Below are 23,173 nucleotides of genomic sequence, written 5' to 3'. Positions count from 1 at the left end.
GCGATTCAGTCGATCAGGCCCGACAGCAGCGGTACGAACACCACTGGCGCCAGGGTGGTTTCGTCGATGCTGCCGTCCTCGCGCTTGACCAGCCGCACCAGCGACTGCGAACCGCCGCCACCCACGGGGGCGACGAGTTGGCCGCCCACCGCGAGCTGTTCGACCAGTGCCTGCACCAGCGCGGGCGCGGCGGCGGTGACGATGATGCCGTCGTAGGGGCCATGCTCGGCCCAGCCGATGCGGCCGTCGTCGTGCTTGCTGCGCACGTTCATGCCCAACTGGCGAAGGCGCTTGCGGGCCTGCCGCAACAGGTCGCCGATGCGTTCCACCGTGTAGACCTCCAGGCCCAGCGCGGCGAGCACGGCGGCCTGGTAGCCGGAACCGGTGCCGATCTCCAGCACCTTCTTCGGCGAATTCTCCAGCAACACTTCGGTCATCCGCGCGACCACCCACGGTTGCGAGATGGTCTGGCTGTGGCCGATGGGCAGCGCGGTATCCTCGTAGGCGCGCGTGGCCAGTGCCTCGTCGACGAACAGATGCCGCGGCAGCATGCGGATGGCGTTGAGGACGCGCTCGTCCTGGATGCCCGATTCGCGCAGGCGCTCGACCAGCCGGTCGCGCACGCGCTGCGAGGTCATGCCCATGCCGACGGCTTCGGGTTGCAGGCGCAGCCGTGGCGTCACGCCGGGACCTCCAGCAATGCGGTCAGGCCACCGACCCAACTGGCGACCTTCTCCAGCGCCTGGTAGCGGGTCAGGTCCACGTGGATGGGCGTGATCGAAATATGGCCGGTGCGCACGGCATGGAAGTCGGTGCCGGGGCCGGCGTCCTGCTCGCGGCCGGCCGGGCCGATCCAGTAGACGGTGCGGCCGCGCGGGTCCGGCTGCGGCACGCACGGCTCGGAACGGTGCCGGTTGCCCAGGCGGGTCACTTCGAAGCCCCTCAGGTCGGACCACGCCAGGTCCGGCACGTTGACGTTGAGGATGGTGTCGGCCGGCAACGGGTCGGACTTCAGTCGCGCCACGATCTCCACCGCGGCGCGCGCGGCGGTCCCGAAATGCCTGGGCTCGTGGTTGTGGGTGACCAGCGACATCGCCACCGCGGGCAGGCCCAGGAAGCGCCCCTCCATCGCCGCGGACACGGTGCCGGAATAGATCACGTCGTCGCCCAGGTTGGCCGAGTTGTTGATGCCCGACACCACGATGTCCGGCTCGAACTCCAGCATGCCGGTCAGCGCCAGGTGCACGCAGTCGGTCGGCGTGCCGGCGATGCTGCAGGTGTAGTGGTCGATGCGCTTGAGGCGGATCGGCAGGTCCAGCGTCAGCGAATTGCTGGCGCCGGAACGATCGCGGTCAGGGGCCACCACATACACTTCGTGGCCGGCGGCACGCAGGCCCTCTGCCAGGATTCGGATGCCGGGGGCGTCGACGCCGTCGTCGTTACTGACCAATACGCGCATGGGGTTCCTCGGAAACGGTCCCATGATACCGGAACGCTGCGACCGGGTCCCGCGCTTGCGTCACGGGGCAATGCCGCTACGCTGTAGCGCATGTCCCGCCCCGACGCCCCGGATGACGATGACGCCGCGCTGTTCCGGGAAGCGATCGGTCCCGTGCGCCGGATCGAGGACGCATCGCCGCCACCGAGCAAACCGCGACCGCGACCGGCGGCGCGCATGGCCGAGCGCGACGAACAGGATGCGCGCAGCGAGTTCCGGCGCGGTCTGGATGAACTGGACCCGGTGGCCGCGGGCGATGTGCTGAGCCATCGCCGCGACACCTTGCCCGCACGTTCATTCCAACGGTTGAAGCGCGGACAGTTCTCGGTGCAGGACGAACTGGACCTGCACGGCGCCACGGCATTGCAGGCGGAAGGCCTGCTGCGCCAGTTCCTGCTCGAGGCGCACGACCATGACTACGGCTGCGTGCGCATCATCCATGGCAAGGGCCAACGCTCCGACCGCGATGCGCCGGTATTGAAGAACACGGTGGACCGCCTGCTGCGCCTGCGCGCCGATGTGCTGGCCTTCCACTCCGCGCCCCCTGCGCAGGGGGGCACGGGGGCGGTGCTGGTGCTGTTGGCGCGTTCGCGCAAGTAGGGCAGTCCTACGTTCGCAGAGGGCGACGACTGCCCATGAAGGGTCTGGCCAAGCCAGCGAAAGACAATGACCGCTTACTTCCGATCATCCTTGGGAAAGCGGGGTGCATTCACCCAGGTCACCTGAATTCCTCGACGCTTGGCAACGTTCTCGACATGCGCCATGTAGAGTTGCTGTTCCGTCAACGGCTGTTGTGTCGCCGGTTGGGTGGATGTCAATTCGTGGGTACTGGCGCAGCCTGCCAGCAAGGCCAGTGCGAACGTGGCGACGGCAAGACGAAGCAGGGTTTTCATGGCGATCCCTCCGGCGTTGGTCTGGTTCAACCCGATCCCGGCCTGCGCTCCGTGGAAACCAGCACTGGCCCTCGCCTCCGCTTATACGCCGGCCATGAAAGGCTTCCAGTGCCGTCAAATGTTTTCCGACGAGCGGTCGCCCGCGGCAGGGCCATCGTCCACGTCTCCCAGTTCGTGCAACACGGCGGTGGCGTAACTGCCGGGCGGCAGGGCGAACTCGAGTTGCAGGCATCCGGGCGCGGGCCAGCGCCAGGCCAGGCCCTGCGGACGCAATCGCAGCGAACGACGCTCCTGCCGCAGGCCCTCCTTTTCCAGTCCGGCGCGCAGGGCGAGCGCGTCCGGCGCCTGCAACGCCGCCTGCTCCACTTCCGCCGCCAGCGCTTGGCTGCGCAGTTCCCCTGCTCCCCACAACGGGCCACTGGGATGGATGTCGAACTCGGCCAATCGCTGCGCCAACGTGTCGTTCCACGGCTCGGGACCGAACACGCTGCGGCTGCCGGCCAGCATCCAGACTTCGCCCTCGAGGCCGCGGTTCCAACTGCCGTCCGCCAACCTGGCCGCCAGGACACGATTGAAAAGTTCCGAACGTGCCGCGGACATCAGCAACGAGCGCTGTTCCCGGCGCACGCGACGACCGGCGAACATCGCCAGCGCAGCAGCCACGTTGCCGCCATCCCTGCCGAAACGCTGTTCGCCGAACCAGTTGGGCAAGCCATGCGCCACGATCTGCCGCAACCGCGATTCGATCGTCGTCGCATCGCCAACGACGTCGCGCAGTGTCAACACGAAGCGGTTGCCGGCCAGCGCTCCGCGCGGCAGCTTGCGGTTGTGCCAGGTCGACTCCAGCACCTTCATGTCATCGGACTGCAACGCGGCCAGGTCCGGGGCCACGCGCTTGGGCAAGTGCACGCTGAAACGCTGGCGGGTGACCGCGTGGCGGTCCTTGAGGCCGGCGTAGCCCACGCCCACTTCCGCGATACCCGCCCATTCCGCGATGCGCCTGGCGGCGAACGCCGTGTTCATGCCGCATTTCTCGACGGTCAACAGCAGATGTTCGCCCTCGCCCGTCGGCGCGAAGCCGGCGATCTCTTCGACGAAGAAGTCCTCCGGCGTGGCGCGGATGCGCGCCCGCAGCACCGGCGCGCCGAACGCGCGCGGCAGGCCTTCGCTCATGCCTTCACCAGCAACACGACCGCCTGTGCGGCGATGCCCTCGCCGCGCCCGGTGAAGCCCAGTTTCTCGCTGGTGGTGGCCTTGATGCTGACGGCGTCCGGCTCGATGCCAAGGTCGTCGCGGACGAGTTCGCGCATCCGATCGGCATGCGGCCCGACCTTGGGACGTTCGCAGATCACGGTGATGTCGGCATTGCCGACCTTCCAACCGCGTTCGCCGATCAACGCGTTGCAATGACGCAGGAAGGCGCGGCTGTCGGCGCCCTTCCATTGCGGATCGGAGGGGGGGAAGTGCTTGCCGATATCGCCCAGCGCCAGCGCGCCCAGCATCGCATCGCACAGGGCGTGCAACACCACGTCGCCATCGCTGTGCGCCAGCACGCCACGGTCGTGCGGCACGCGCACGCCGCCGAGCATGACGTGGTCGCCGTCGCCAAAGGCGTGGACGTCGAAGCCCTGGCCGATGCGGATGGAAGGAGTTTGCGGCATGAAGATTCGTTTCCTGCTTGTCGGTCCGACCCTGTAGGAGGGGCTTCAGCCCCGACCGTTGGCTTTGGAGAAGAGCGGTCGGGGCTGAAGCCCCTCCTACAGGGCCGGATCAATCATTGCGCTGCGACAGTATGAACTCGAACCGCGCCAGGTCCGCCGGTGTGGTGATCTTGAAATTGCTCTCGGCGCCTTCCACCAGCAACGGGCGCAGGCCCAAACGCTCCATCGCCATCGCTTCGTCGGTCACTTCAACGCCGTTCCCGGTGGCCACTTCCAATGCGCGGGTCAATTGCAAACGGCGGAACAATTGCGGGGTGAACGCACGCCACAGCCGCTCGCGCGGTTCGGTGCCGTCGATGCCGCCATCGTCGCCGGCGCGCTTCAGGGTGTCGCGCACGGGGGCGGCCAGGATGGCGCCGACCGGATCGTTGCGTCCGCGCTCGAGCAACTGCGACAGATCGGCCAGGGAAAGATTCGGGCGCGCGGCGTCGTGCACCAGCACAAAATCGTCCGCGCGCACGCTGTCTGGCAATGCGTGCAGGCCGGCCAGTACTGAGGCCGCCCGGTTGGCGCCGCCGACGCAGGCCCGCACCGGCTTGCCGACGAATTCCGTCCAGCCCGGCCAGTCCGGATCGTTCTCGGACACCGGCACCACGGCACCCTCCACCGCGTCGTGGGCGAACAGCGCCGCCAGCGCATGCGCGATCAGCGGCCGGCCATCGACGACGAGATACTGCTTGGGAATTTCGCCGCCGAACCGCGCACCGCGCCCGGCGGCCGGAACCACGGCCCACACGCGCGCCATCAGGGTGCAGGCTCCGCGTCGTTGCTGCCGTCGCCGTCCGCGTCCACCGGGGACGGAACCGGCGTCACCGGCTCCACCACGCGGTAGAACTTCTCGCCCGGCTTGATCATGCCCAGTTCGCTGCGTGCGCGCTCCTCGACCGCCGATTCGCCGGACTTCAGGTCCTCGACTTCGGCGGCCAGCGCGTCGTTGCGCTCCTGCAGGCCGGCGTTCTCGCGTTTCTGCACTTCCACCTGCGCTTCCAGCGCGACCACCTGCCCGGAGCTGCCCACGCCGAACCAGAACTTGTACTGCAACCATCCCAGCAGCAGGACCAGTACCAGCAGCAGCCAGGGCGCTCCGCGCATCGCTTACTTCTTCAGCGACACGAAGGCGTTGCGGCCGGCGTAACGCGCCTTGCTTCCCAGCGCTTCCTCGATGCGCAGCAACTGGTTGTACTTGGCCACGCGGTCGCTGCGGCACAGCGAGCCGGTCTTGATCTGGGTGGCGGTGGTGGCCACGGCGATGTCGGCGATGGTGGTGTCCTCGGTCTCGCCGGAGCGGTGCGAGACGATCGCCGCGTAGTTGGCGTGGTGCGCCATCGCGATGGCCTCCAGCGTCTCGCTGAGCGTGCCGATCTGGTTGACCTTGATCAGGATGGCGTTGGCGGTGCCCGACTCGATGCCTTCCTTGAAGATCTTGGGATTGGTGACGAACAGGTCGTCGCCGACCAGTTGCACCTTCTTGCCGATGCGGTCGGTCAGCAGCTTCCAGCCCGCCCAGTCGTCCTCGGCCAGACCGTCTTCGATGGTGATGATCGGGTACTGCACCGACCAGTCGGCCAGGAAATCGACGAACTGCTCGCTGGTCAGACGCTTGCCCTCGCCCACCAGGTGGTACTTGCCATTGTCGTGGAACTCGCTGGAGGCCACGTCCAGGCCCAGCAGCACGTCCTCGCCCGCCGTGTAGCCGGCCTTGCCGATGGCTTCCAGGATGGTGTCCAGCGCTTCCACGTTGCTGCGGAAGTCCGGGGCGAAACCGCCTTCGTCTCCCACCGCCGTGCTCAGGCCATGGCCCTTCAGCACCGACTTCAGCGAGTGGAAGATTTCGGTGCCGGCGCGCAGCGATTCGGCGAACGAGTCGAAGCCGACCGGCAGCACCATGAATTCCTGGAAATCGACGTTGTTGTCGGCGTGCGCGCCGCCGTTGATGATGTTCATCATCGGCACCGGCAGCGACACGTCCGATTCGGCGATGTCGGACAGGTACTGCCACAGCGGCTTCCCGAAGGAAGCGGCCACCGCGTGCGCGTTGGCCAGCGAGACGCCGAGCAGCGCGTTGGCGCCCAGGCGGCCCTTGTTCTCGGTGCCGTCCAGGTCGATCAGGCGGCGGTCCAGTCCTTCCTGATCGGCGCCGTCGAAGCCCTTCAGCGCGGACGCGATCGTCGTGTTGACGTTCTCCACCGCCTTGCGCACGCCCTTGCCCAGGTAGCGGGTCTTGTCGCCGTCGCGCAGCTCCACGGCTTCCTTGGTGCCGGTGGACGCGCCGGACGGCACCATGGCGCGACCGAAGGAACCGTCTTCCAGCGTGACCTCGGCTTCGAGGGTGGGATTGCCGCGGCTGTCGAGGATTTCGCGGGCGTGGATCTTGGCGATGTTGGTCATGGAGGAAAGCCCAGGGGTCAGGTCAGGTCGAAGATGGTGGGAATCGTCGAAAGATTACAAGTTTCCGGCTGGCGGCGCGCAGGAGACCGGCTGCCGCACGCTCATGGTGCCGTCTCCCCTGCCTGCAAGCTCAGCTTGCGCACGATGGCCAGGACTTCGTCGGCTCCCGTGCCCGACACGTCGATCCGCCGTGAATAAGGATGAACGTCCAGGCCCCCGGCGTTGTCGTCGGTCCAGCGATGGGCCAGCACCAGGGCCGTGTGCCCCACGCTGCCGGCATGGACCACCCAGGGGCCGCAGGCCGGGCCGGGGGCGTGTCCCGGCAACGGCGAATAGGGATCCGCTTCCACCAGCACGCCATGCGCCTGTGGGTGGCCCTTCAAGGTTTCGACCAGTTCGTAGTCCGACTGCACCAGCATGTATTCGCCGCCGGGCCCGGGCGGCACCTTGCGATACGAGGTCAGGCGGGCGACGAAGACCTCGTCGACGGCCTGGAAGGCATGCGCCAGATCGTCTTCCAGCACCCCCGATCCCAGCGAGCATGCCCGCGCGGCATCCACGCCCGTGAACCCGGCAAGCAGGACCAGCAACAGTGAGAACCTTCGATGCAAGCCCGTTGGCACCACGTCAGACCTGCTGTTCCAGGAACCCGTTCTTCTTGGTGATCGAATCCAGCGCCAGCAGGGTCTCCAGCAGCGCTTCCATCTTGTCCAGCGGCCAGGCGTTGGGGCCATCGGACAGGGCCTTGGCCGGGTCCGGGTGGGTTTCGGCGAACAGGCCGGACACGCCCACGGCCACCGCGGCGCGCGCCAACACCGGCACGAACTCGCGCTGGCCGCCGGAACTGGTGCCCTGCCCGCCCGGCAATTGCACCGAGTGGGTGGCATCGAACACGACCGGGCAGCCGGTATCGCGCATCACGCTGAGGCTGCGCATGTCGCTGACCAGGTTGTTGTAGCCGAAGCTGGCGCCGCGCTCGCAGACCAGGATGTCGTTGTTGCCGGTGGACTTGGCCTTCTCGACCACGGGCTTCATGTCCCACGGCGACAGGAACTGGCCCTTCTTGATGTTGACCGGCCGGCCGGCCGAGCAGACCTTCCTGATGAAATCGGTCTGCCGCACCAGGAACGCCGGCGTCTGCAGCACGTCCACCACGGCGGCCACTTCGTCCATCGGCGTGTATTCGTGCACGTCGGTCAGCACCGGCACGCCGAGCTGTTTCTTCACCGCGTCCAGCACCTTGAGGCCTTCCTCCATGCCGGGGCCGCGGAAGCTGGTGCCGGAAGTGCGGTTGGCCTTGTCGAAGCTGGACTTGAAGATGAAGTTCATCCCCAGCTTGCCGGTGATTTCCTTCAGGCGGCCGGCTACGTCGATCTGCAACTGCATCGACTCGATCACGCACGGGCCGGCGATCAGGAACAGGGGCTGGTCCAGGCCGACGTCGAATCCGCAAAGCTTCATTCAATCACCTTCTTGTTCAAGCCCCTCTCCCCCGGGAGAGGGGTTGGGGTGAGGGTCCGGCGGAATCCGGATGCCGCGAGCAACATGGGCTTCGCCGCACCCTCATCCGCCCCTTCGGGGCACCTTCTCCCGGAGGGAGAAGGGAAAAGCGATCACGCCCGCGCTTCCTTCAGCAGCTTGCCGCCCGCCTTCTTCTCGCGCGCGGCGCGGATGAAGCCCACGAACAGCGGATGGCCGTCGCGCGGAGTGGACAGGAATTCCGGGTGCGCCTGGCAGGCCAGGAACCACGGATGCACCGTGCGCGGCAGTTCGATCATCTCCACCAGCAGGTCGTCCATCGACTTGGCGGAAATCACCAGGCCGGCGTCCTCCAACTGCGTGCGGTAGCGGTTGTTGAATTCGTAGCGGTGGCGGTGGCGCTCGGCCACCACGTCCTTGCCGTACAGCTCGCGCGCCAGCGTACCCGGCTTGAGCCGCGCTTCCTGCAGGCCCAGGCGCATGGTGCCGCCCAGGTCGGAGCGCTCGTCGCGCTTCTCGACTTCGCCGGTGGCGGTGCGCCACTCGGTGATCAGGCCGATCACCGGATGCGGCGACTGCTTGTCGTTCTCGGTGCTGTTGGCGCCTTCCAGCCCGGCCACGTGGCGGGCGTGGTCCACCACCGCCGCCTGCATGCCGTAGCAGATGCCGAAGTACGGCACCCGGTGCTCGCGCGCATAGCGCGAGGTCAGCACCTTGCCCTCGAAGCCCCGGTCGCCGAAGCCGCCGGGCACCAGGATGCCATCCACGCCGGACAGCAGCGACATGTCGCTGTCTTCCAGTTCCTGGGCCTCGATCCACTTCAGCGTCACGCGGGTGCGCTGGCGCAGGCCGCCGTGCTTGAGCGCCTCGCCGACGGACTTGTAGGCATCCTGGTGGTCGACGTACTTGCCGACCACGGCGATGGTCACCTCGTCCAGCGGGTTGAGCGTGGCGTCCACCGCCGCTTCCCATTCCGACAGATCGGCCGGCCCGGCGGATTCCAGGCGCAACTGGCGCATGGCGATCTCGTCCAGGCCCTGCGCGTGCAGGCTCAGCGGGATCTTGTACAGCACGTCCACGTCCGGGACGCTGATGACGGCGCGCTCGGGCACGTTGGTGAACAGCGAGATCTTGCGGCGCTCGGAATCGGGGATGACCTGTTCGGAACGGCACAGCAGCACGTCGGGCTGGATGCCGATGGAGCGCAGTTCCTTCACCGAGTGCTGGGTGGGCTTGGTCTTGAGCTCGCCGGCGGCGGCCACGTAGGGCACCAGCGTCAGGTGCATGAACAATGCCTTCTCCGGGCCGCGCTCGGTGCGGATCTGGCGGATGGCTTCCAGGAAAGGCAGCGATTCGATGTCGCCGACGGTGCCGCCGATCTCCACCAGCGCCACGTCGAAGCCCTCGGTGGCCTCGTCGATGCAGCGGCGGATCTCGTCGGTGATGTGCGGGATCACCTGCACGGTGGCGCCCAGGTAGTCGCCGCGGCGTTCCTTGCGGATCACGTTCTCGTAGATCCGGCCGGTGGTGATGGAGTTCTTGCGGCTCAGGCGCGTGCGCACGAAGCGCTCGTAATGGCCCAGGTCCAGGTCGGTCTCGGCGCCGTCGTCGGTGACGTACACCTCGCCGTGCTGGAACGGGCTCATGGTGCCCGGATCGACGTTGATGTAGGGGTCCAGCTTCATCATCGTGACGTTCAGGCCACGCGCCTCGAGGATGGACGCAAGCGAAGCGGCGGCGATGCCCTTGCCTAGCGAGGACACAACGCCGCCGGTAACGAAAATCAGGGGAGTCATGGGCGGGGCTCCGGAAAGCCATAGTCTACAGGCAACGCCTGGCTTCTAAAAGCGCGACGCCCCGCGGATGCGGGGCGCCGACGACCTGCGCGCATGGCGGAAAGCCTTGCGCGGCAAGGGTTTCGAGGGATCAGGGCTTGCGCTCTTCTTCCTCGTCCTCGCGCCCGGCCTTCTTGCCCCGCGCCTCGTCGGCCTTGCGCTGCTTGGCGGCGGCCTCGTTGGCGGCGCGGCGCTGCGCCTTGCGCTCCGGATCGGACGGATTGCTGGACTGGGATTGGTCCTGGTCGCGCTTGCCGGCATCGTCGCCGGTGCGGGACTGGGCGAATGCGCCCACCACGGCCACGGAAAAAGCGACGGCGGCGGTCAGCAGCAAAAGATGGCGCGGTTTCATGGCAGGGTCTCCTGGATGCGACATGATTCACATGGAGGCGGCGGCGGCCGATTCCAAGCGGGCGACCGCACACTAGTGGGTGGGGGCTGAACGTGCAAAAAACCCGTCCACCCGGCAAACTCCGGCGGCTGCGTCCATCACCCGACCGGGAACCGCCCTTCCATGCGTGCCGCCTACCTCTGCGAGCCTATCGTTCAGGATCCGGCCATGGAGAGCGATTTCCCCGGGGATCGCCCCTGACCTCCACCATCGGCGCGCCATCGATCCGCGCCGCCGCCGTCATCCATTGGAAGAAACCCGTATCTCATGAGCAGTCGCTACAACGCCGCCGACATCGAAGTCCTCTCCGGCCTGGACCCGGTCAAGCGCCGGCCGGGCATGTATACCGACACCACCCGCCCCAATCATCTTGCCCAGGAAGTCATCGACAACGCGGTGGACGAGGCGCTGGCCGGCCACGCCGGCGAGATCGAGGTGACCCTGTTCAAGGACGGCAGCTGCGAAGTCAGCGACGACGGCCGCGGCATGCCGGTGGACATCCACCCCGAAGAGAAGATTCCCGGCGTCGAACTGATCCTCACCCGCCTGCATGCCGGCGGCAAGTTCAGCAACCGCAACTACACCTTCAGCGGCGGCCTGCATGGCGTCGGCGTCAGCGTGGTCAACGCGCTGTCGAAGAAGGTCGAACTGTTCATCAAGCGCGACGGCAACGAGTACCGCATGGAGTTCCACGATGGCGACGCCGCCAGCAAGCTGGAAACCGTCGGCACCGTCGGCAAGAAGAACACCGGCACCCGCCTGCGCTTCTGGGCCGATCCCAAGTATTTCGACACGCCCAAGTTCAACGTGCGCGCCTTGCGCCACCTGCTGCGCGCCAAGGCCGTGCTGTGCCCCGGCCTGACCGTCACCCTGTTCGACGAGGCCACCGGCGAACGCGACCGCTGGCACTACGAGGACGGCCTACGGGATTACCTGAAGGGCGAGATGACCGGCCGCGAACTGCTGCCGCCGGACCTGTTCGTCGGCAATCTGAAGAAGGACAACGAGATCGTCGACTGGGCGGTGGCCTGGGTGCCGGAAGGCGAACTGGTGCAGGAAAGCTACGTCAACCTGATCCCCACCGCGCAGCACGGCACCCACGTCAACGGCCTGCGCAGCGGCCTGACCGACGCGCTGCGCGAGTTCTGCGACTTCCGCAACCTGCTGCCGCGCGGCGTGAAACTGGCGCCGGAGGACGTGTGGGATCGCGTGGCGTTCGTGCTTTCGCTGAAGATGACCGACCCGCAGTTCAGCGGCCAGACCAAGGAACGCCTGTCCTCGCGCCAGGCCGCCGGCTTCATCGAAGGCGCGGCGCACGATGCGTTCAGCCTGTGGCTCAACCAGCACACCGATTTCGGCGAGAGGATCGCGCAGATCGCCATCGAGCGCGCCAGCGCGCGCCTGAAGACCGAGAAGCAGATCGTCCGCAAGAAGGTCACCCAGGGCCCCGCCCTGCCCGGCAAGCTGGCCGACTGCATCAGCCAGGACCTGTCGCGCACCGAGCTGTTCCTGGTGGAGGGCGACTCGGCCGGCGGCAGCGCCAAGCAGGCGCGCGACAAGGACTTCCAGGCGATCCTGCCGCTGCGCGGCAAGATCCTCAACACCTGGGAAGTCGCCTCCGGCAGCGTGCTGGCCTCGCAGGAAGTGCACGACCTGGCCGTGGCGATCGGCTGCGACCCGGGCAAGGACGACATCACCGGGCTGCGCTACGGCAAGGTGGTGATCCTGGCCGACGCCGACTCCGACGGCCTGCACATCGCCACGCTGCTGACCGCGTTGTTCCTGCGCCACTTCCCGGCGCTGGTGCAGGCCGGGCACGTGTTCGTCGCGATGCCGCCACTGTTCCGCGTGGACGTGGGCAAGCAGGTGTTCTACGCGCTGGACGAGGAAGAGAAGCGCCTTCTGCTGGAGAAGATCGAGCGCGAAAAGATCCGCGGCGCGGTCAATGTCACCCGCTTCAAGGGCTTGGGCGAAATGAACCCGGCGCAGCTGCGCGAATCCACCATCCACCCCGATACGCGCAGGCTGGTGCAGCTGACCGTGGACGACGCGGTCGAAACCCGCGGCCTGATGGACATGCTGCTGGCCAAGAAGCGGGCGGGCGACCGCAAGCAGTGGCTGGAGACCAAGGGCGACATGGCTTCATTGGAAGTCTGATCGGCTATTCGCCATCGCCTGCCGTGGCGACGGCCCGGGCATCGCCGTATCGGATACTGCTCTGCGGCGTGGCCTCGCTGGAAGTCTGATCGGCTATTCGCCGTCGCCTGCCGCAGCGACGGCGCATGCCTTCCTGCGACGGAATGCGTCGCGCGGCGCAGGAGGCATGAAGCGCGCGATCCGCTGAACATGTCGTTCACCCGCCCGATGCGATAAGCGGGAACGGACAGCGACGATGGGCGGCGGATGCAAGACCATCCCTACACTTTCGGCATCGAGGAAGAGTATTTCCTGGTCCGCCGCAACGGACGGCGGCTGCGGCACATGCCGCGCGCGTTCTTCCAGGAATGCCAGCACGCGCTGGGCGAGCGTTTCGGCAGCGAGATGCTGCAGACCCAGGTGGAAGTGCAGACCGTCGTCCACCACGCGCCCGCCGAAGCGCAGGCCGACCTCACCTGCCTGCGCGGCGACCTGGGGCGGATCGCCGAACGCCATGGCCTGGACATCGTCGCCGCCGGCACCCACCCGCTGGGGCTGTGGCGCGGCCAGCGCAGCACCGACAAGCCGCATTACGACAAGGTCATGGACGAGTTGCAGATGCTCGGCCAGCGCAACCTGCTGTGCGGGCTGCACGTGCACGTACAGCCCGCGCGGCAGCAGGGGCGCATCGACCTGCTGGGCCGGTTGCAGCCGTTCCTGCCGCTGCTGCTGGCGCTCAGCACCTCCTCGCCGTTCTGGATGGGGCATCCCACCGGGCTGATGAGCTATCGCCAGACCGCCTACCAGGAAATCCCGCGCACCGGCCTGCCGCCGCTGTTCCAGGACCAGGCCGAATACGACCAGTACGTGCAACGCCTGACCGATGGCGGCGCCATCAAGGACGCCAGCTTCCTGTGGTGGGCGCTGCGTCCTTCGCTGGCCTTCCCGACCCTGGAACTGCGCGTGACCGACTGCTGCACCGACGTGCGCGATGCGTTGGCGATCGCGCAGTTCTTCCGCTGTCTGGTGCGCCACCTGGAACACCATCCGCACCTGCACCAATCGTTGGACGCGGGCGACCAGGCGGTGATCGCGGAAAACCTGTGGCGCGCGCGGCGCTACGGTTTCGATGCCGGGCTGATCGACCTGGGCAGCAGCCAGCTGGTTTCCATGCGCGAGATGATGCGCAACACGCTGGGCGCACTGGCGGAGGACATCGGTGCCTTCGGCTGCCAGGCGCAGATCGAACGGTTGTGGACCATCATGGCCGAAGGCAGCAGCGCGCACCGGCAGATCGCCCTGTATCGCGATCAGCGCCTGCAGGGCCGCAACCGCACCGAGGCCCTGCAGGCGGTGATCGACTGGCTGGCCGAGGCCAGCGTCGCGGTGTGAACGCCGGGCGGCGCCCACTCAACCCGGATCGGCGCGTTTCACTGCGGAGGCGCGTATGCGGCGCGTGGGTTCCAGCTGCGCGAAGATCGCGGCCGAGGCCAGCGTGATCAGCCCCACGCCGACGAAGCACCAGCGGAAAGCGGAAAGCGTCTGTCCCTGCCCCGGATGCGTGGCCTCGCCGCCGAACGCGCCCAGCAACCCGCCGGCGACGGCCACGCCCAGGCTCATCGCCAGCATCATCGTCATCGACAACAGGCTGTTACCGCTGCTGGCCAGTTCGCCATCCAGGTCGCGCAGCGCCAGCGTGTTCATGGCGGTGAACTGCAGCGAATTCACCGCGCCGAAACAGGCGAACTGCACCAGGTGCAGCCATATCGGCTGTCCCGGCCCCACCAGCGCGAAGCTGGCCATCGTCAGGCCCACCAGCACCGTATTGCCCACCAGCACCCGCCGGTAGCCCAGCCGCTGCACCAGCGGCACCACGATGCGCTTGGAGAACATCCCGGCCGCCGCGGCCGGGATCATCATCAAGCCCGCCGACATCGGCGAATAGCCCAGGCCCACCTGCATCATCAACGGAATGAGGAACGGCATGCCGCCGCTGCCGATCCGCGAGAACAGGTTGCCGAGCACCCCGATGCTGAAGCTGTGCACCTTGAACAAGGCCAGCGGGAACAGCGGGCGCGGCGTCCGCGCCGCGTGCAGCCAATAGGCGACCAGGCTCGCCAGGCCGAATACCAGCAGCACCACGAGCATGGCCCGCCGCGGGGCATGGTCCGACAGTCCGTCCAGCGACAACGAGACCGCCACCATGCCGAAGGCCAGCAACGCATAGCCCGGCGCATCGAAGCGCCACACAGGCGCACGCACATCCGGCATCCACCGCAGCGCCGCCAGCGTGCCCAGCACGCCCAGCGGCAGGTTGATCAGGAAGATCCAGTGCCAGGAAGCCACTTCCACCAGCCAGCCGCCCAGGGTCGGTCCCACCAGCGGACCGATCAGGCCGGGCACGGTGACGAAGCTCATCGCCGCCAGGAAATCCTTGCGCGGCACCGCGCGCAGCACTGCCAGCCGCCCCACCGGCAGCAGCATCGCACCGCCGATCCCCTGCAGCACCCGCGCCAGGACCAGTTGGTCGAGGCTCCGCGAAAGCGCGCACGCCAGCGACCCCAGCGTGAACAGCGCGATCGCGGCCACGAATACGCGGCGCGTGCCCAGGCGGTCGGACAGCCAGCCCGAGGCGGGGATCAGCATGGCGACGGTCAGCGCGTAGGCCACCACCACCGCCTGCATCCGCAACGGCGACTGGCCCAGGTCGCGGGCCATCGCCGGCAGCGCCGTATTGACGATGGTGGTGTCCAGCATCTGCATGAAGACCGCCACCGCCACCAGCCAGAGCAGTGGACGCAGCGAGGGGGAGGGGGAGGCCGACATGCCGCGCATCATCGCCCAGAACCCTGCCGTTTGCCCCCCCGTGCGCGGGAGGTCGCGCCGACGGGTTCCCTTGCCGCATCGCGGCCCTGCGATCACCGGCGCCCGCGGCAACCGCACATCGGGCGCACGCTACGGCTTCTGCCGCGACACCACGAACACACCGGCCATCACCAGCACGGTGCCGGCCACCTGCCAGGGGCCCATCGGCTCGTCCAGCAGCAGCATGCTGAGCACGATGGTGGAGACCGGGCCGATCATGCCCACCTGCGACGCCAGCGACGAACCGATCCGCGCCACCGCCATCATCACCGCCAGCACCGGCAACACCGTGCAGACGGTGCCGTTCAACAGCGACAGCGCGTATACCTCGGCGGGCAACACGAGCGCATCCAGCGGGCGCAGCAGCGCGAACTGCAGCAGGCACAGCACGCTGGCCACGCTGCTGGCGTAGGCGGTCAACCGCACCGCGCCCACGCGATTGACCAGCTCGCCGCTGCCGACCAGGTAGAGCGCATAGGCCAGCGCACTGCCGAACACCAGCGCGCTGCCCAGCGCGATGTTGCCGCCGCCCAGTTGCAGGTCGTGGCCGAACGCCAGCGCCACGCCGACATAGCTGACCAGCAGGGCCACCAGCTGTCGTCGCGTGATGCGGCGACGGAACGCCAGCAGGCCGATCAACGCCACCAGCGTGGGGGTCAGGTACAGGATCAACCGCTCCAGCGTGGCGGTGATGTAGGCCAGCCCGGCGAAGTCGAGGAAGCTGGCCAGGTAATACCCCAGGAAACCCAGCAGCACGATCCTCCAGCGGTCCGCCGTGGCCAGCGGCGCGGCGCGACGGGCGGCCCATGCGCCCATCAGCGCGAACACCGGGAACGCCACCAGCATGCGCAATGCCAGCAGCGTGACCGCATCGGCGCCGTAGCGATAGCCCAGCTTGACGATGATGGCCTTGCCGGAGAACGCGATGGCGCCCAGCGCCGCCAGCAGCAGGCCGCTCCGGCTGGCCACGCGCAGGGGCGAATGCGCCGGCGGACTCTCGGGCGCCGCGGTCGGCGCCACGTCCAGCGCCTGCGCCAGCTCGTCGTCCTGGTCGGCGCGCGTCATCGCGCGGCGGTCACGCCAGCGTGCATTCGAGCAACCGCCGGATCAGCGCCTGGGTCCGCACCGCACGCTCGGGCAGATAGGCGAAACTGTCCTCGTCCATGTAGTTCAGCTGGGCCAGTTCCAGTTGCACGGCCTGCACGCCGTTCGGCACGTCGCTGTAGTGGCGCGTGATGTAGCCGCCGCGGAATCGTCCGTTGGCGACGAAACTGAAATCCCGCTGCGATTCCAGCACGTCGACCAGCGCCTGCTGCAAGGCCGGCGTGCAACTCGCGCCGCCGGCCGTGCCCAGGTTGAAGTCCGGCAATCGGCCGTCGAACAGGAACGGCACCACGCTGCGGATCGAGTGTCCTTCCCACAACACGACGCGGCCGTGTTCTGCGCGGATGCGTTCGATCTCTTCCCGCAAGGCCCGATGGTAGGGGCGCCAGTAGCGGTCCACGCGCGCGGCGATGTCTTCCGGCGCGGGTTCCTGCCCGGGCAGGTACACGGGCTGGCCGCTGAACTGCACGATGGGACACAGGCCGGTGGTGTTCTGGCCGGGATACAGCGACACGTCGTCCTCCGGCCGGTTCAGGTCCACCGCGTAGCGCGAATACACCGGCACGATGATCGAGGCGCCGATGTCGCGGGCGAAGGCGTAAAGCCGCTCGACGTGCCAGTCGGTGTCCGGCACCCGCTGCGCGTCGGGCGCCATGCGCGCGGCGAGTTCCGCCGGAAGCCGCGTGCCGTTGTGCGGCAGGCTGATGAACAACGGAGCGGTGCCGCGATGGAGCGTGTAGGTTTCCATGCCCGCCATTCTATCGTCGGTGCGCCCCGCATCAGCGCATCAGCACCAGTTCCTCGGCGCTGGTCGGGTGGATGGCGACGGTGTCGTGCAGGTCGGCCAGGGTGATGCCCTTCTTCAACGCCACCGCGAATCCCTGCAGGATCTCGTCGGCGCCCTCGCCCAGCAGGTGGATGCCGACCACGCGGTCGTCCTTGCCCGTGCAGACCAGCTTGAACAGGCTGCGCTGCGGCGAATCCGCCAGCGCATGCAGCATGGGACGGAAGTGGGCGGTCAGCACTTTCACGCCGTCGCCATGGCGTTCGCGCGCCTGCTGTTCGGTCAGTCCGACCGTCCCGATCGGCGGATGCGAAAAGACCACGGTCGCGATGTCGTCGTAGTCCAGCTTCGCGCCACGCTGGCCGCCGAACACCCGATCCATCAGCCGGCGCGCCGCCGCGATCGCCACCGGCGTCAGCGCGGCGCGGCCGGTCACGTCGCCTACCGCATAGACCTGGGCGGCGGTGGTGTTCTGGTACTCGTCCACGCGGACGTGTCCACCGTGGTCCACTTCGACGCCCGCCGCCTCCAGGCCGATTCCCGCCGTGTTCGGATGCCTGCCGGTGGCGAAGATCAGCGCGTCGAAGCGCTCGCTGCGCGAACCATCGCCGGCGACCAGGACCACGCCGTCGCCGGATGCCTTTTCCACCGCGGCAAGATCGTGGCCGAAATGGACGTGCACGCCATGCTGCCGCATGTCCGCCAACAGTTCGTCGGTCAACTCCGCATCGAAGCTGGACAGCAGGCACTGGCCGCGCACGAACAGTTCAACCTGGCTTCCCAGTCCCTGCAGGACGCCGGCCAGTTCCACGGCGACGTAGCCGCCGCCGACGATGGCCACGCGCTCTGGCGCGGAGCACAGGTTGAAGAAATCGTCGGAGACCAGCCCCAGCTCCGCGCCCGGGATCTCCGGCCGATGCGGATGCCCGCCCGTGGCGACCAGGATGTGCCGGCCCTGCAACTCCACGCCATCGGCATTGACCACGGTATGCGCATCCAGCAGCCGGCCATGGCACGGCATCAGCACCACGCCGCTTTCATCCAGCCTGCGCCGGTAGCTGGCATGGATGCCGGCGATGTAGCGCTGGCGATGCACGACGAATTCGGGCCAGTCCAGCACGGGCGCGATGCTGTTGAAGCCCAGTTGCGCCGACAGCACGATCTTCTGCGACAGGTCCGCCGCCAGCCACATCGCCTTCTTCGGCACGCAACCGACATTCACGCAGGTGCCGCCGAGTTCCTTCGGTTCCAGCAGCGCCACCTTTGCGCCGTGCGCGGACGCGCGGAACGCGCCCGCCAGGCCCCCCGAACCACCGCCAATGACGATCAAGTCGAATTCCTGCGCTTTCATGAGAATCGCTCCGGTCGGTAAGGCGTGGGGTCGAACGCGGGCTTGCGGTCGGTGATCAGGTCGGCCATCAGCTGGCCGGTGGCCGCGCTCATGCTGATGCCCAGCATGCCGTGGCCCGCCGCCAGCCAGACATGGCGATGGCCCGGCGCGCGGCCCAGCAGCGGCAGGTCGTCCCAGGTCATCGGGCGCCAGCCGTACCAGCGCTCGTGCGCCTGCGGGCCGACGGGTTCGCGCAGGTACTCGCGCGCGCCGCGTTCCAGCGCCGCCAGCCGCGTCGGATTGAGCGTGCCGTCGTGGCCGGAGAACTCCATCGTGCTGCCCAGCCGGAAACCGCTGTCCCACACGGTCACGCAGACCGAGCGATCCTTCAGCACCATCGCATGGCGCGGCACCACCGACGGACGCGAATAGGTGATCGAATAGCCCTTGCCCGGCTGGATCGGCACGCGCAGGTCCAGGCTGCGGACGAAGGCGGGCGTCCAGGCACCCAGCGCGATGACCACATCGCGCCCGCGACGCTGGCCGTTCGCGGTTTCCACAAGCACTCCGTCGGGGAGCGATCGGATGCCCTCCACGCGGCACTGCTCCTCGATCCTGCCGCCTTTTCCGCGCACCACGCGCGCCAGTTCGGCCACGTAACGGTCGGGGCGCAGGCGCGCGTCGCCGGGAAAGCGGATCGCGCCGGCCATGCCCGGGAGCACCGCCGGCTCTTCCCGTTCGTAGGCGCTCCCGTCGAACACCTGGCTATCGATGCCGAACTCGCGCAGCGCCGCGCACTCGTCCACGTAATGCCGGAACCTGCGCGCATCGCGGAACACGTAGTCCAGCCCCTCCTCGACGAACTCGCAGTCCAGGGCATGCCGCTGCACCCATTCGGCCAGCCGTGCGCGCGAGTCCTCCAGCAGCACCGAACGCGCCTGCGTGCTCTGCCTCCAGCTGCGCAGGTTGCAGCGCGCGGCGAAGTGCAGCAGCCACCGCCACAGCGCGGGATCGAAGCGGGGTTTCAGGTACAGCGGCGCATCCGGCGTGAACATCCAGCGCAGCGCCTGCGCGACCACGCCGGGCGCGGCCAGCGGCGGCGCGTGGCTGGGCGTGATGGTGCCGCAGTTGCCGTGCGAGGCTCCGCCGCCGACGGCCGCGCTTTCCAGCACGCGGACGCCGCGGCCGGCCTCTAGCAGGGCCAGCGCGGTCGCCAGGCCGATGGCGCCGCCGCCGATGACCAGCACGTCGTCGTGGGGGAAGTTCACCCCCGGAGTTTAAACCGCGCGCAAGCGCATCGGTTGCGGCTTGAGGTAGGTCAGCGAGCGCCACGCCCATTCCATCGGGCCGAAACGGAAGCGCGACAGCCACGCATGGCTCGCCAGCACCTGCACCACGAACACCGCCAACACGAACGGGACCTGCCAGGCACGCGGCAACTGCTCGAAGTACCCCAGCCCATAGCCGTAGAACACCCAGGTGCAGATCAGCGACTGCATCAGGTAGTTGGTCAACGCCATCCTGCCGGCCTGCGCCAGCCAGCCAAGGGGCCGGCGCCACCACGACGATTGCAGCGCGCGCATGATCCACGCCACGTATCCCAGGCACATCAGCAGGTTGGCCAGCATCTGCAGCGCGAACGCGGTGGACAGGCGCATGTTGAACGTCGCCATGTCCATGGCCGGCGCCAACGCCACCGAACCCAGCATCGCCGCCAAGCCCAGCGGCCACGCGAACCAGCGCAGCCCCCGGTAAAGGCGCGCGAACTCGCCGGGCCGCGCGATGGCGCCGCTGCGCACGAACCAGGCCCCCAGCAGGAACATGCCGAAGACGATGAAACCGAACATCGTGATGTTGCTGAGCGCCAGCCCGGTGTCCTTCACGCGCTGCCATGTCGCTTCGGCATAGGTGCCGGTGCCGTAGGCGATGCGCTCGCTCTCGACGATGCCCTGCAGTTGCGTGCCCATCTCGGCCATGGTCCTTTCCCAGTCCGCAGAGCCGGCAAGCAGCGAACCCAGCGCCCCCATCATGAACATGAAACCGACCGGCAGCGCATACGAACCCAGCCCCAGGCCCACGAAGAAGCGGGCAGGCAACGGCCGGAAGGCCAGCAGCAGGAACGAACACAGCGCATACGTCACCAGCACGTCGCCGGCCCACACGAAGATGGCGTGCACCAGGCCGATCGCCATCAGCACCAGCCCGCGCCGCCAGTACACGCCGGCGAACGGACGCCCGGCCTGCTCGGCGCGCTGCGACATCACCGCGAAGCCCATGCCGAACAACAACGAGAACAGCGTGTAGAACTTGCCCTGAACCAGCACGTAGACCAGCGCATCGACGGCGCGGTCGGCGCCGGTCAACGCCGGGTCGATGCCCGTCGCGGACGCCAGCAAGGGGCCGACGAAGCCTTCGATGTTCATCAGCAGGATGCCCAGCAGCGCGAAGCCGCGCAGCACGTCCATGGCCTCGATGCGCTCGCCGGGTGCGACGGGCGCCAGGTTTTCCGTAGCCGGTGCGGTCATTCCATTCCCCTGGGGTGTCGGCCGGATTAGAACATGCACGGGCCGACGCCTGAAACGGAACGACCCGCCGAGGCGGGCCGTCGCGGAAGCACCGGGCCGGACGGATCAGTGGTGATGGTCGCCGTCGCCGTGCACGTGGCCGTGCTCGATTTCCTCGGCGCTGGCTTCGCGCACTTCCACGATCTCCACGTCGAAATGCAGGTCCTTGCCGGCCATCGGGTGGTTGAGGTCCACGTCCACCACGCTCATGCCGATCTTCTGGATGGTCACCGCGCGCGGGCCGAAGTTGGTCTGCAGCACCACCTGCTGGCCCGGCACCAGGCGCTGGTTGCCGAAGTGCTTCTTGGGCACGCGCTGGCTGAGGCCGTCGCGACGCTCGCCGTACGCATCCGCCGCCGCCACGTCCACACCGAAGCTGTCGCCGGCCTCGCGGTCCTGCATGGCGTTCTCCAGGCCCGGGATGATGTTGCCGTGGCCGATCAGGATGGCCAGGGGATCACGGTCCTTGGAACTTTCGATGGGCTCCTGGCCCACTTCGGAGACGGTGTAATGGAAACGGACGACGCTGTCTTTTGCGATTTTCATGCGGGACTCTGGGCGGGGCCTGCCGGTCGGCGGGCGGGAGCGGCTTGTCGGCCGCCGGGGAATGCGGCGAAGATGCGCCGCAATGAAGGCCCGACATTATCCCGGCTTGCCCATGCCGACGCCACCACGCCGCCTGGCCCTGGTCCTGCTTTGCGCGGGCATGCTGATGCTCTCCGCCTGCGGCGGCGGCAAGCAGGCCCGCAAATCCGCTCCCCCGCCCGTGCAGGGCCGCGAATGGCCCCGCGTGGAATCCGCCGACCCGGTCGCCGCCAATGCCGTGCTGATGCGGGCCATCGGGCTGGTGGGCACGCCCTACCGCTACGGCGGCAACACGCCCGACTCCGGTTTCGACTGCAGCGGCCTGGTGGCCTACGTGTACCGGGACATGCTGGACCTGCGCCTGCCGCGCACCTCGCGGGAGCTGTCGCAGGTGCAGGGGCCGCGCATCGAACCGCGCCGGCTGGCCCCGGCCGACCTGGTCTTCTTCGGCAGCAAGGGCAACGTGACCCACGTGGGAATCTACGTGGGCGAAGGCCGCTTCGTCCACGCCCCCAGCACCGGTGGCACGGTGCGGCTGGACCATCTGGATGGCGCCTACTGGCGGGACCATTACACCGGCGCGAAACGCGTGCTTCGTTAGGAATCGGTCAAGTCTGTGACACGGGACGTTCATTCTTAACGAATAAATAACGATTTTTGAACCTAATCACATCGATCTGACGGCATTATCGCTCCTTCAGCCGTTTACCTTGCCCGCGCGTGACGACCGACGACGACCTGCCCACAGGCCTGCCAGCCGCCACCTGCCGCCCATCGCGGGGGGCAACCCGCCTTCTCCTCAGCCTGAGCCTGTGCGCCGCCAGCGCGGGTGCGTGGGCGCAGGTCACGCCTGACGAACCGGTCCTGGAACCCTTGGTCGCCGCCAGTGCGGATGCCATCGTGGTGCCGGCCGCCGTCGCCAGGCCCGCGGCTCCCAGCGTCCGCGACAAGGCCGCCGAAGCCGCCGCCACCACCCTTTCCGCCCTGCTGCCCCGCCTGGCTGCCAGCGACAGCCTGCCGCTGGTGGACCGTTCGGCCATGGTGGCCGGCGACATCAGCCGCCTGCTGGCCGCCTACGACCTGAGCAGGAACGGCGTGGTGGCGCAGGAAGAGGAAGTCGGCAAGGTGCAGTCGGTCCTGCAGCGCGCGCTGGCCCTGATGGGAACCCCGTACCGCTGGGGCGGCACCTCGCCGGACAGCGGCTTCGACTGCAGCGGCCTGGTCGGCTACGTGTTCCGCACCGCGCTGGGCATCGAACTGCCGCGCGTCTCCCGCGAGATGGCCGCCAAGGCCGACGCCGAACTGGTCAAGAACCGCGAGGAACTGCGCCAGGGCGATCTGGTGTTCTTCGGCCTGAAGGGCCGCGTCAACCACGTGGGCATCTACGTGGGCGAAGGCCGCTTCCTGCATTCCCCCAGCCGCGGCAAGGACGTGCGCGTGGACAGCCTGGTCACCGGCTATTGGGCCAACCGCTACATGCAGGCGCGCCGCATCCCGATGTAAGGGCGCGCCCGCTGCCGCAATCCGACAGCCGAAGGCCGCTCGCCCAGCGGCCTTCGTCGCAAGTGGCGTCCCGCCAACGCGCCACCGTTCCCCCGAT

24 protein-coding genes are annotated in these 23,173 nt (G+C 68.1%); 5 read left to right on the top strand and 19 right to left on the bottom strand.

The features are described from left to right. Window positions 1–5: 5 nt before the first annotated feature. Both AAD027_RS12645 and surE read right to left on the bottom strand, forming a co-directional pair. A complete protein-coding gene (locus tag AAD027_RS12645; RefSeq protein ID WP_341726370.1) occupies window positions 6–683 on the bottom strand; it encodes a protein-L-isoaspartate(D-aspartate) O-methyltransferase in 678 nt (225 codons plus the stop codon). After that, window positions 680–1,459 (bottom strand): 5'/3'-nucleotidase SurE, encoded by a 780-nt coding sequence (gene surE / locus AAD027_RS12640; protein ID WP_341726369.1) that lies wholly within the window; start codon window positions 1,457–1,459, stop codon window positions 680–682. Before surE ends, AAD027_RS12645 begins: the two co-directional genes overlap by 4 nt. A gap of 90 nt (window positions 1,460–1,549) precedes the next feature. On the opposite strand from surE, the gene AAD027_RS12635 reads away from it, so the two are divergent. After that, complete coding sequence (locus AAD027_RS12635; protein ID WP_341726368.1) at window positions 1,550–2,098, top strand: Smr/MutS family protein; 549 nt, start codon at window positions 1,550–1,552, stop codon at window positions 2,096–2,098. Between the two features lie 74 nt (window positions 2,099–2,172). Here AAD027_RS12635 and AAD027_RS12630 read toward each other — a convergent pair whose 3' ends face one another. The 10 genes from AAD027_RS12630 to AAD027_RS12585 all read right to left on the bottom strand — a co-directional run bounded on the left by AAD027_RS12630 (window position 2,173) and on the right by AAD027_RS12585 (window position 10,166). Beyond that, entirely contained in the window at window positions 2,173–2,391 is a 219-nt protein-coding gene (locus AAD027_RS12630; protein ID WP_341726367.1) for a hypothetical protein, read from the bottom strand. 114 nt (window positions 2,392–2,505) lie between these two features. Then, window positions 2,506–3,564, bottom strand: coding sequence for a tRNA pseudouridine(13) synthase TruD (truD, locus tag AAD027_RS12625; RefSeq protein ID WP_341726366.1), 1,059 nt, complete (start codon window positions 3,562–3,564; stop codon window positions 2,506–2,508). Further along, window positions 3,561–4,052, bottom strand: a complete 492-nt coding sequence (gene ispF / locus AAD027_RS12620) for a 2-C-methyl-D-erythritol 2,4-cyclodiphosphate synthase (RefSeq protein ID WP_341726365.1) — start codon at window positions 4,050–4,052, stop codon at window positions 3,561–3,563. Before ispF ends, truD begins: the two co-directional genes overlap by 4 nt. 109 nt (window positions 4,053–4,161) lie before the next feature. Beyond that, on the bottom strand, window positions 4,162–4,857 hold the full coding sequence (ispD, locus tag AAD027_RS12615) for a 2-C-methyl-D-erythritol 4-phosphate cytidylyltransferase (protein WP_425605456.1): 696 nt from the start codon (window positions 4,855–4,857) through the stop codon (window positions 4,162–4,164). After that, complete coding sequence (gene ftsB, locus AAD027_RS12610) at window positions 4,857–5,204, bottom strand: cell division protein FtsB (protein ID WP_341726364.1); 348 nt, start codon at window positions 5,202–5,204, stop codon at window positions 4,857–4,859. Before ftsB ends, ispD begins: the two co-directional genes overlap by 1 nt. Window positions 5,205–5,207: 3 nt before the next feature. Beyond that, entirely contained in the window at window positions 5,208–6,500 is a 1,293-nt protein-coding gene (eno, locus tag AAD027_RS12605) for a phosphopyruvate hydratase (protein WP_341726363.1), read from the bottom strand. A 101-nt stretch (window positions 6,501–6,601) separates the two neighbouring features. Beyond that, a complete protein-coding gene (locus tag AAD027_RS12600) occupies window positions 6,602–7,090 on the bottom strand; it encodes a hypothetical protein (protein WP_341726362.1) in 489 nt (162 codons plus the stop codon). A 37-nt stretch (window positions 7,091–7,127) separates the two neighbouring features. Continuing rightward, window positions 7,128–7,961, bottom strand: a complete 834-nt coding sequence (gene kdsA, locus AAD027_RS12595; RefSeq protein ID WP_341726361.1) for a 3-deoxy-8-phosphooctulonate synthase — start codon at window positions 7,959–7,961, stop codon at window positions 7,128–7,130. Window positions 7,962–8,113: 152 nt separating this feature from the next. Then, the gene (pyrG, locus tag AAD027_RS12590; RefSeq protein WP_341726360.1) at window positions 8,114–9,775 is read right to left on the bottom strand and encodes a CTP synthase; all 1,662 of its coding nucleotides are present in this window, start codon (window positions 9,773–9,775) and stop codon (window positions 8,114–8,116) included. 130 nt (window positions 9,776–9,905) lie between these two features. After that, on the bottom strand, window positions 9,906–10,166 hold the full coding sequence (locus AAD027_RS12585) for a hypothetical protein (RefSeq protein WP_341726359.1): 261 nt from the start codon (window positions 10,164–10,166) through the stop codon (window positions 9,906–9,908). Between the two features lie 306 nt (window positions 10,167–10,472). On the opposite strand from AAD027_RS12585, the gene parE reads away from it, so the two are divergent. Together parE and AAD027_RS12575 are read left to right on the top strand one after the other, a co-directional pair. Further along, on the top strand, window positions 10,473–12,362 hold the full coding sequence (gene parE, locus AAD027_RS12580; RefSeq protein ID WP_341726358.1) for a DNA topoisomerase IV subunit B: 1,890 nt from the start codon (window positions 10,473–10,475) through the stop codon (window positions 12,360–12,362). 246 nt (window positions 12,363–12,608) lie between these two features. Beyond that, window positions 12,609–13,733, top strand: a complete 1,125-nt coding sequence (locus tag AAD027_RS12575; RefSeq protein WP_341726357.1) for a carboxylate-amine ligase — start codon at window positions 12,609–12,611, stop codon at window positions 13,731–13,733. 18 nt (window positions 13,734–13,751) lie between these two features. Here AAD027_RS12575 and mdtD read toward each other — a convergent pair whose 3' ends face one another. From mdtD to AAD027_RS12540, 7 genes are all read right to left on the bottom strand, one after another. Next, window positions 13,752–15,167 (bottom strand): multidrug transporter subunit MdtD, encoded by a 1,416-nt coding sequence (gene mdtD, locus AAD027_RS12570; RefSeq protein ID WP_425605455.1) that lies wholly within the window; start codon window positions 15,165–15,167, stop codon window positions 13,752–13,754. Between the two features lie 129 nt (window positions 15,168–15,296). Then, window positions 15,297–16,271 (bottom strand): DMT family transporter, encoded by a 975-nt coding sequence (locus AAD027_RS12565; RefSeq protein WP_341726356.1) that lies wholly within the window; start codon window positions 16,269–16,271, stop codon window positions 15,297–15,299. Window positions 16,272–16,281: 10 nt separating this feature from the next. Further along, the gene (hutG, locus tag AAD027_RS12560) at window positions 16,282–17,058 is read right to left on the bottom strand and encodes an N-formylglutamate deformylase (RefSeq protein WP_341726355.1); all 777 of its coding nucleotides are present in this window, start codon (window positions 17,056–17,058) and stop codon (window positions 16,282–16,284) included. Window positions 17,059–17,089: 31 nt separating this feature from the next. Continuing rightward, window positions 17,090–18,445: a glutathione-disulfide reductase gene (gene gorA, locus AAD027_RS12555; protein ID WP_341726354.1), complete on the bottom strand. Its 1,356-nt coding sequence runs from the start codon at window positions 18,443–18,445 to the stop codon at window positions 17,090–17,092. After that, the gene (locus AAD027_RS12550; RefSeq protein ID WP_341726353.1) at window positions 18,442–19,692 is read right to left on the bottom strand and encodes an NAD(P)/FAD-dependent oxidoreductase; all 1,251 of its coding nucleotides are present in this window, start codon (window positions 19,690–19,692) and stop codon (window positions 18,442–18,444) included. The genes gorA and AAD027_RS12550 overlap by 4 nt, the downstream gene beginning before the upstream one ends. Window positions 19,693–19,701: 9 nt before the next feature. Then, complete coding sequence (locus tag AAD027_RS12545; RefSeq protein WP_341726352.1) at window positions 19,702–20,949, bottom strand: DUF418 domain-containing protein; 1,248 nt, start codon at window positions 20,947–20,949, stop codon at window positions 19,702–19,704. A gap of 105 nt (window positions 20,950–21,054) precedes the next feature. Continuing rightward, window positions 21,055–21,534: an FKBP-type peptidyl-prolyl cis-trans isomerase gene (locus AAD027_RS12540; protein ID WP_341726351.1), complete on the bottom strand. Its 480-nt coding sequence runs from the start codon at window positions 21,532–21,534 to the stop codon at window positions 21,055–21,057. 112 nt (window positions 21,535–21,646) lie between these two features. Between AAD027_RS12540 and AAD027_RS12535 the strand changes: the two genes are divergently transcribed. Further along, complete coding sequence (locus AAD027_RS12535) at window positions 21,647–22,174, top strand: C40 family peptidase (RefSeq protein ID WP_341726350.1); 528 nt, start codon at window positions 21,647–21,649, stop codon at window positions 22,172–22,174. Window positions 22,175–22,293: 119 nt separating this feature from the next. Continuing rightward, window positions 22,294–23,076, top strand: a complete 783-nt coding sequence (locus AAD027_RS12530; protein ID WP_425605454.1) for a C40 family peptidase — start codon at window positions 22,294–22,296, stop codon at window positions 23,074–23,076. The last annotated feature ends 97 nt before the right edge of the window (window positions 23,077–23,173 follow it).

Origin of the sequence: Pseudoxanthomonas putridarboris, from assembly GCF_038321125.1 — a bacterium.
GTDB classification, from domain to species: domain Bacteria; phylum Pseudomonadota; class Gammaproteobacteria; order Xanthomonadales; family Xanthomonadaceae; genus Pseudoxanthomonas_A; species Pseudoxanthomonas_A putridarboris.
The sequence above is the reverse complement of the archived record's forward strand: the minus strand, read 5'-3'. Positions and strand labels throughout refer to the sequence as shown.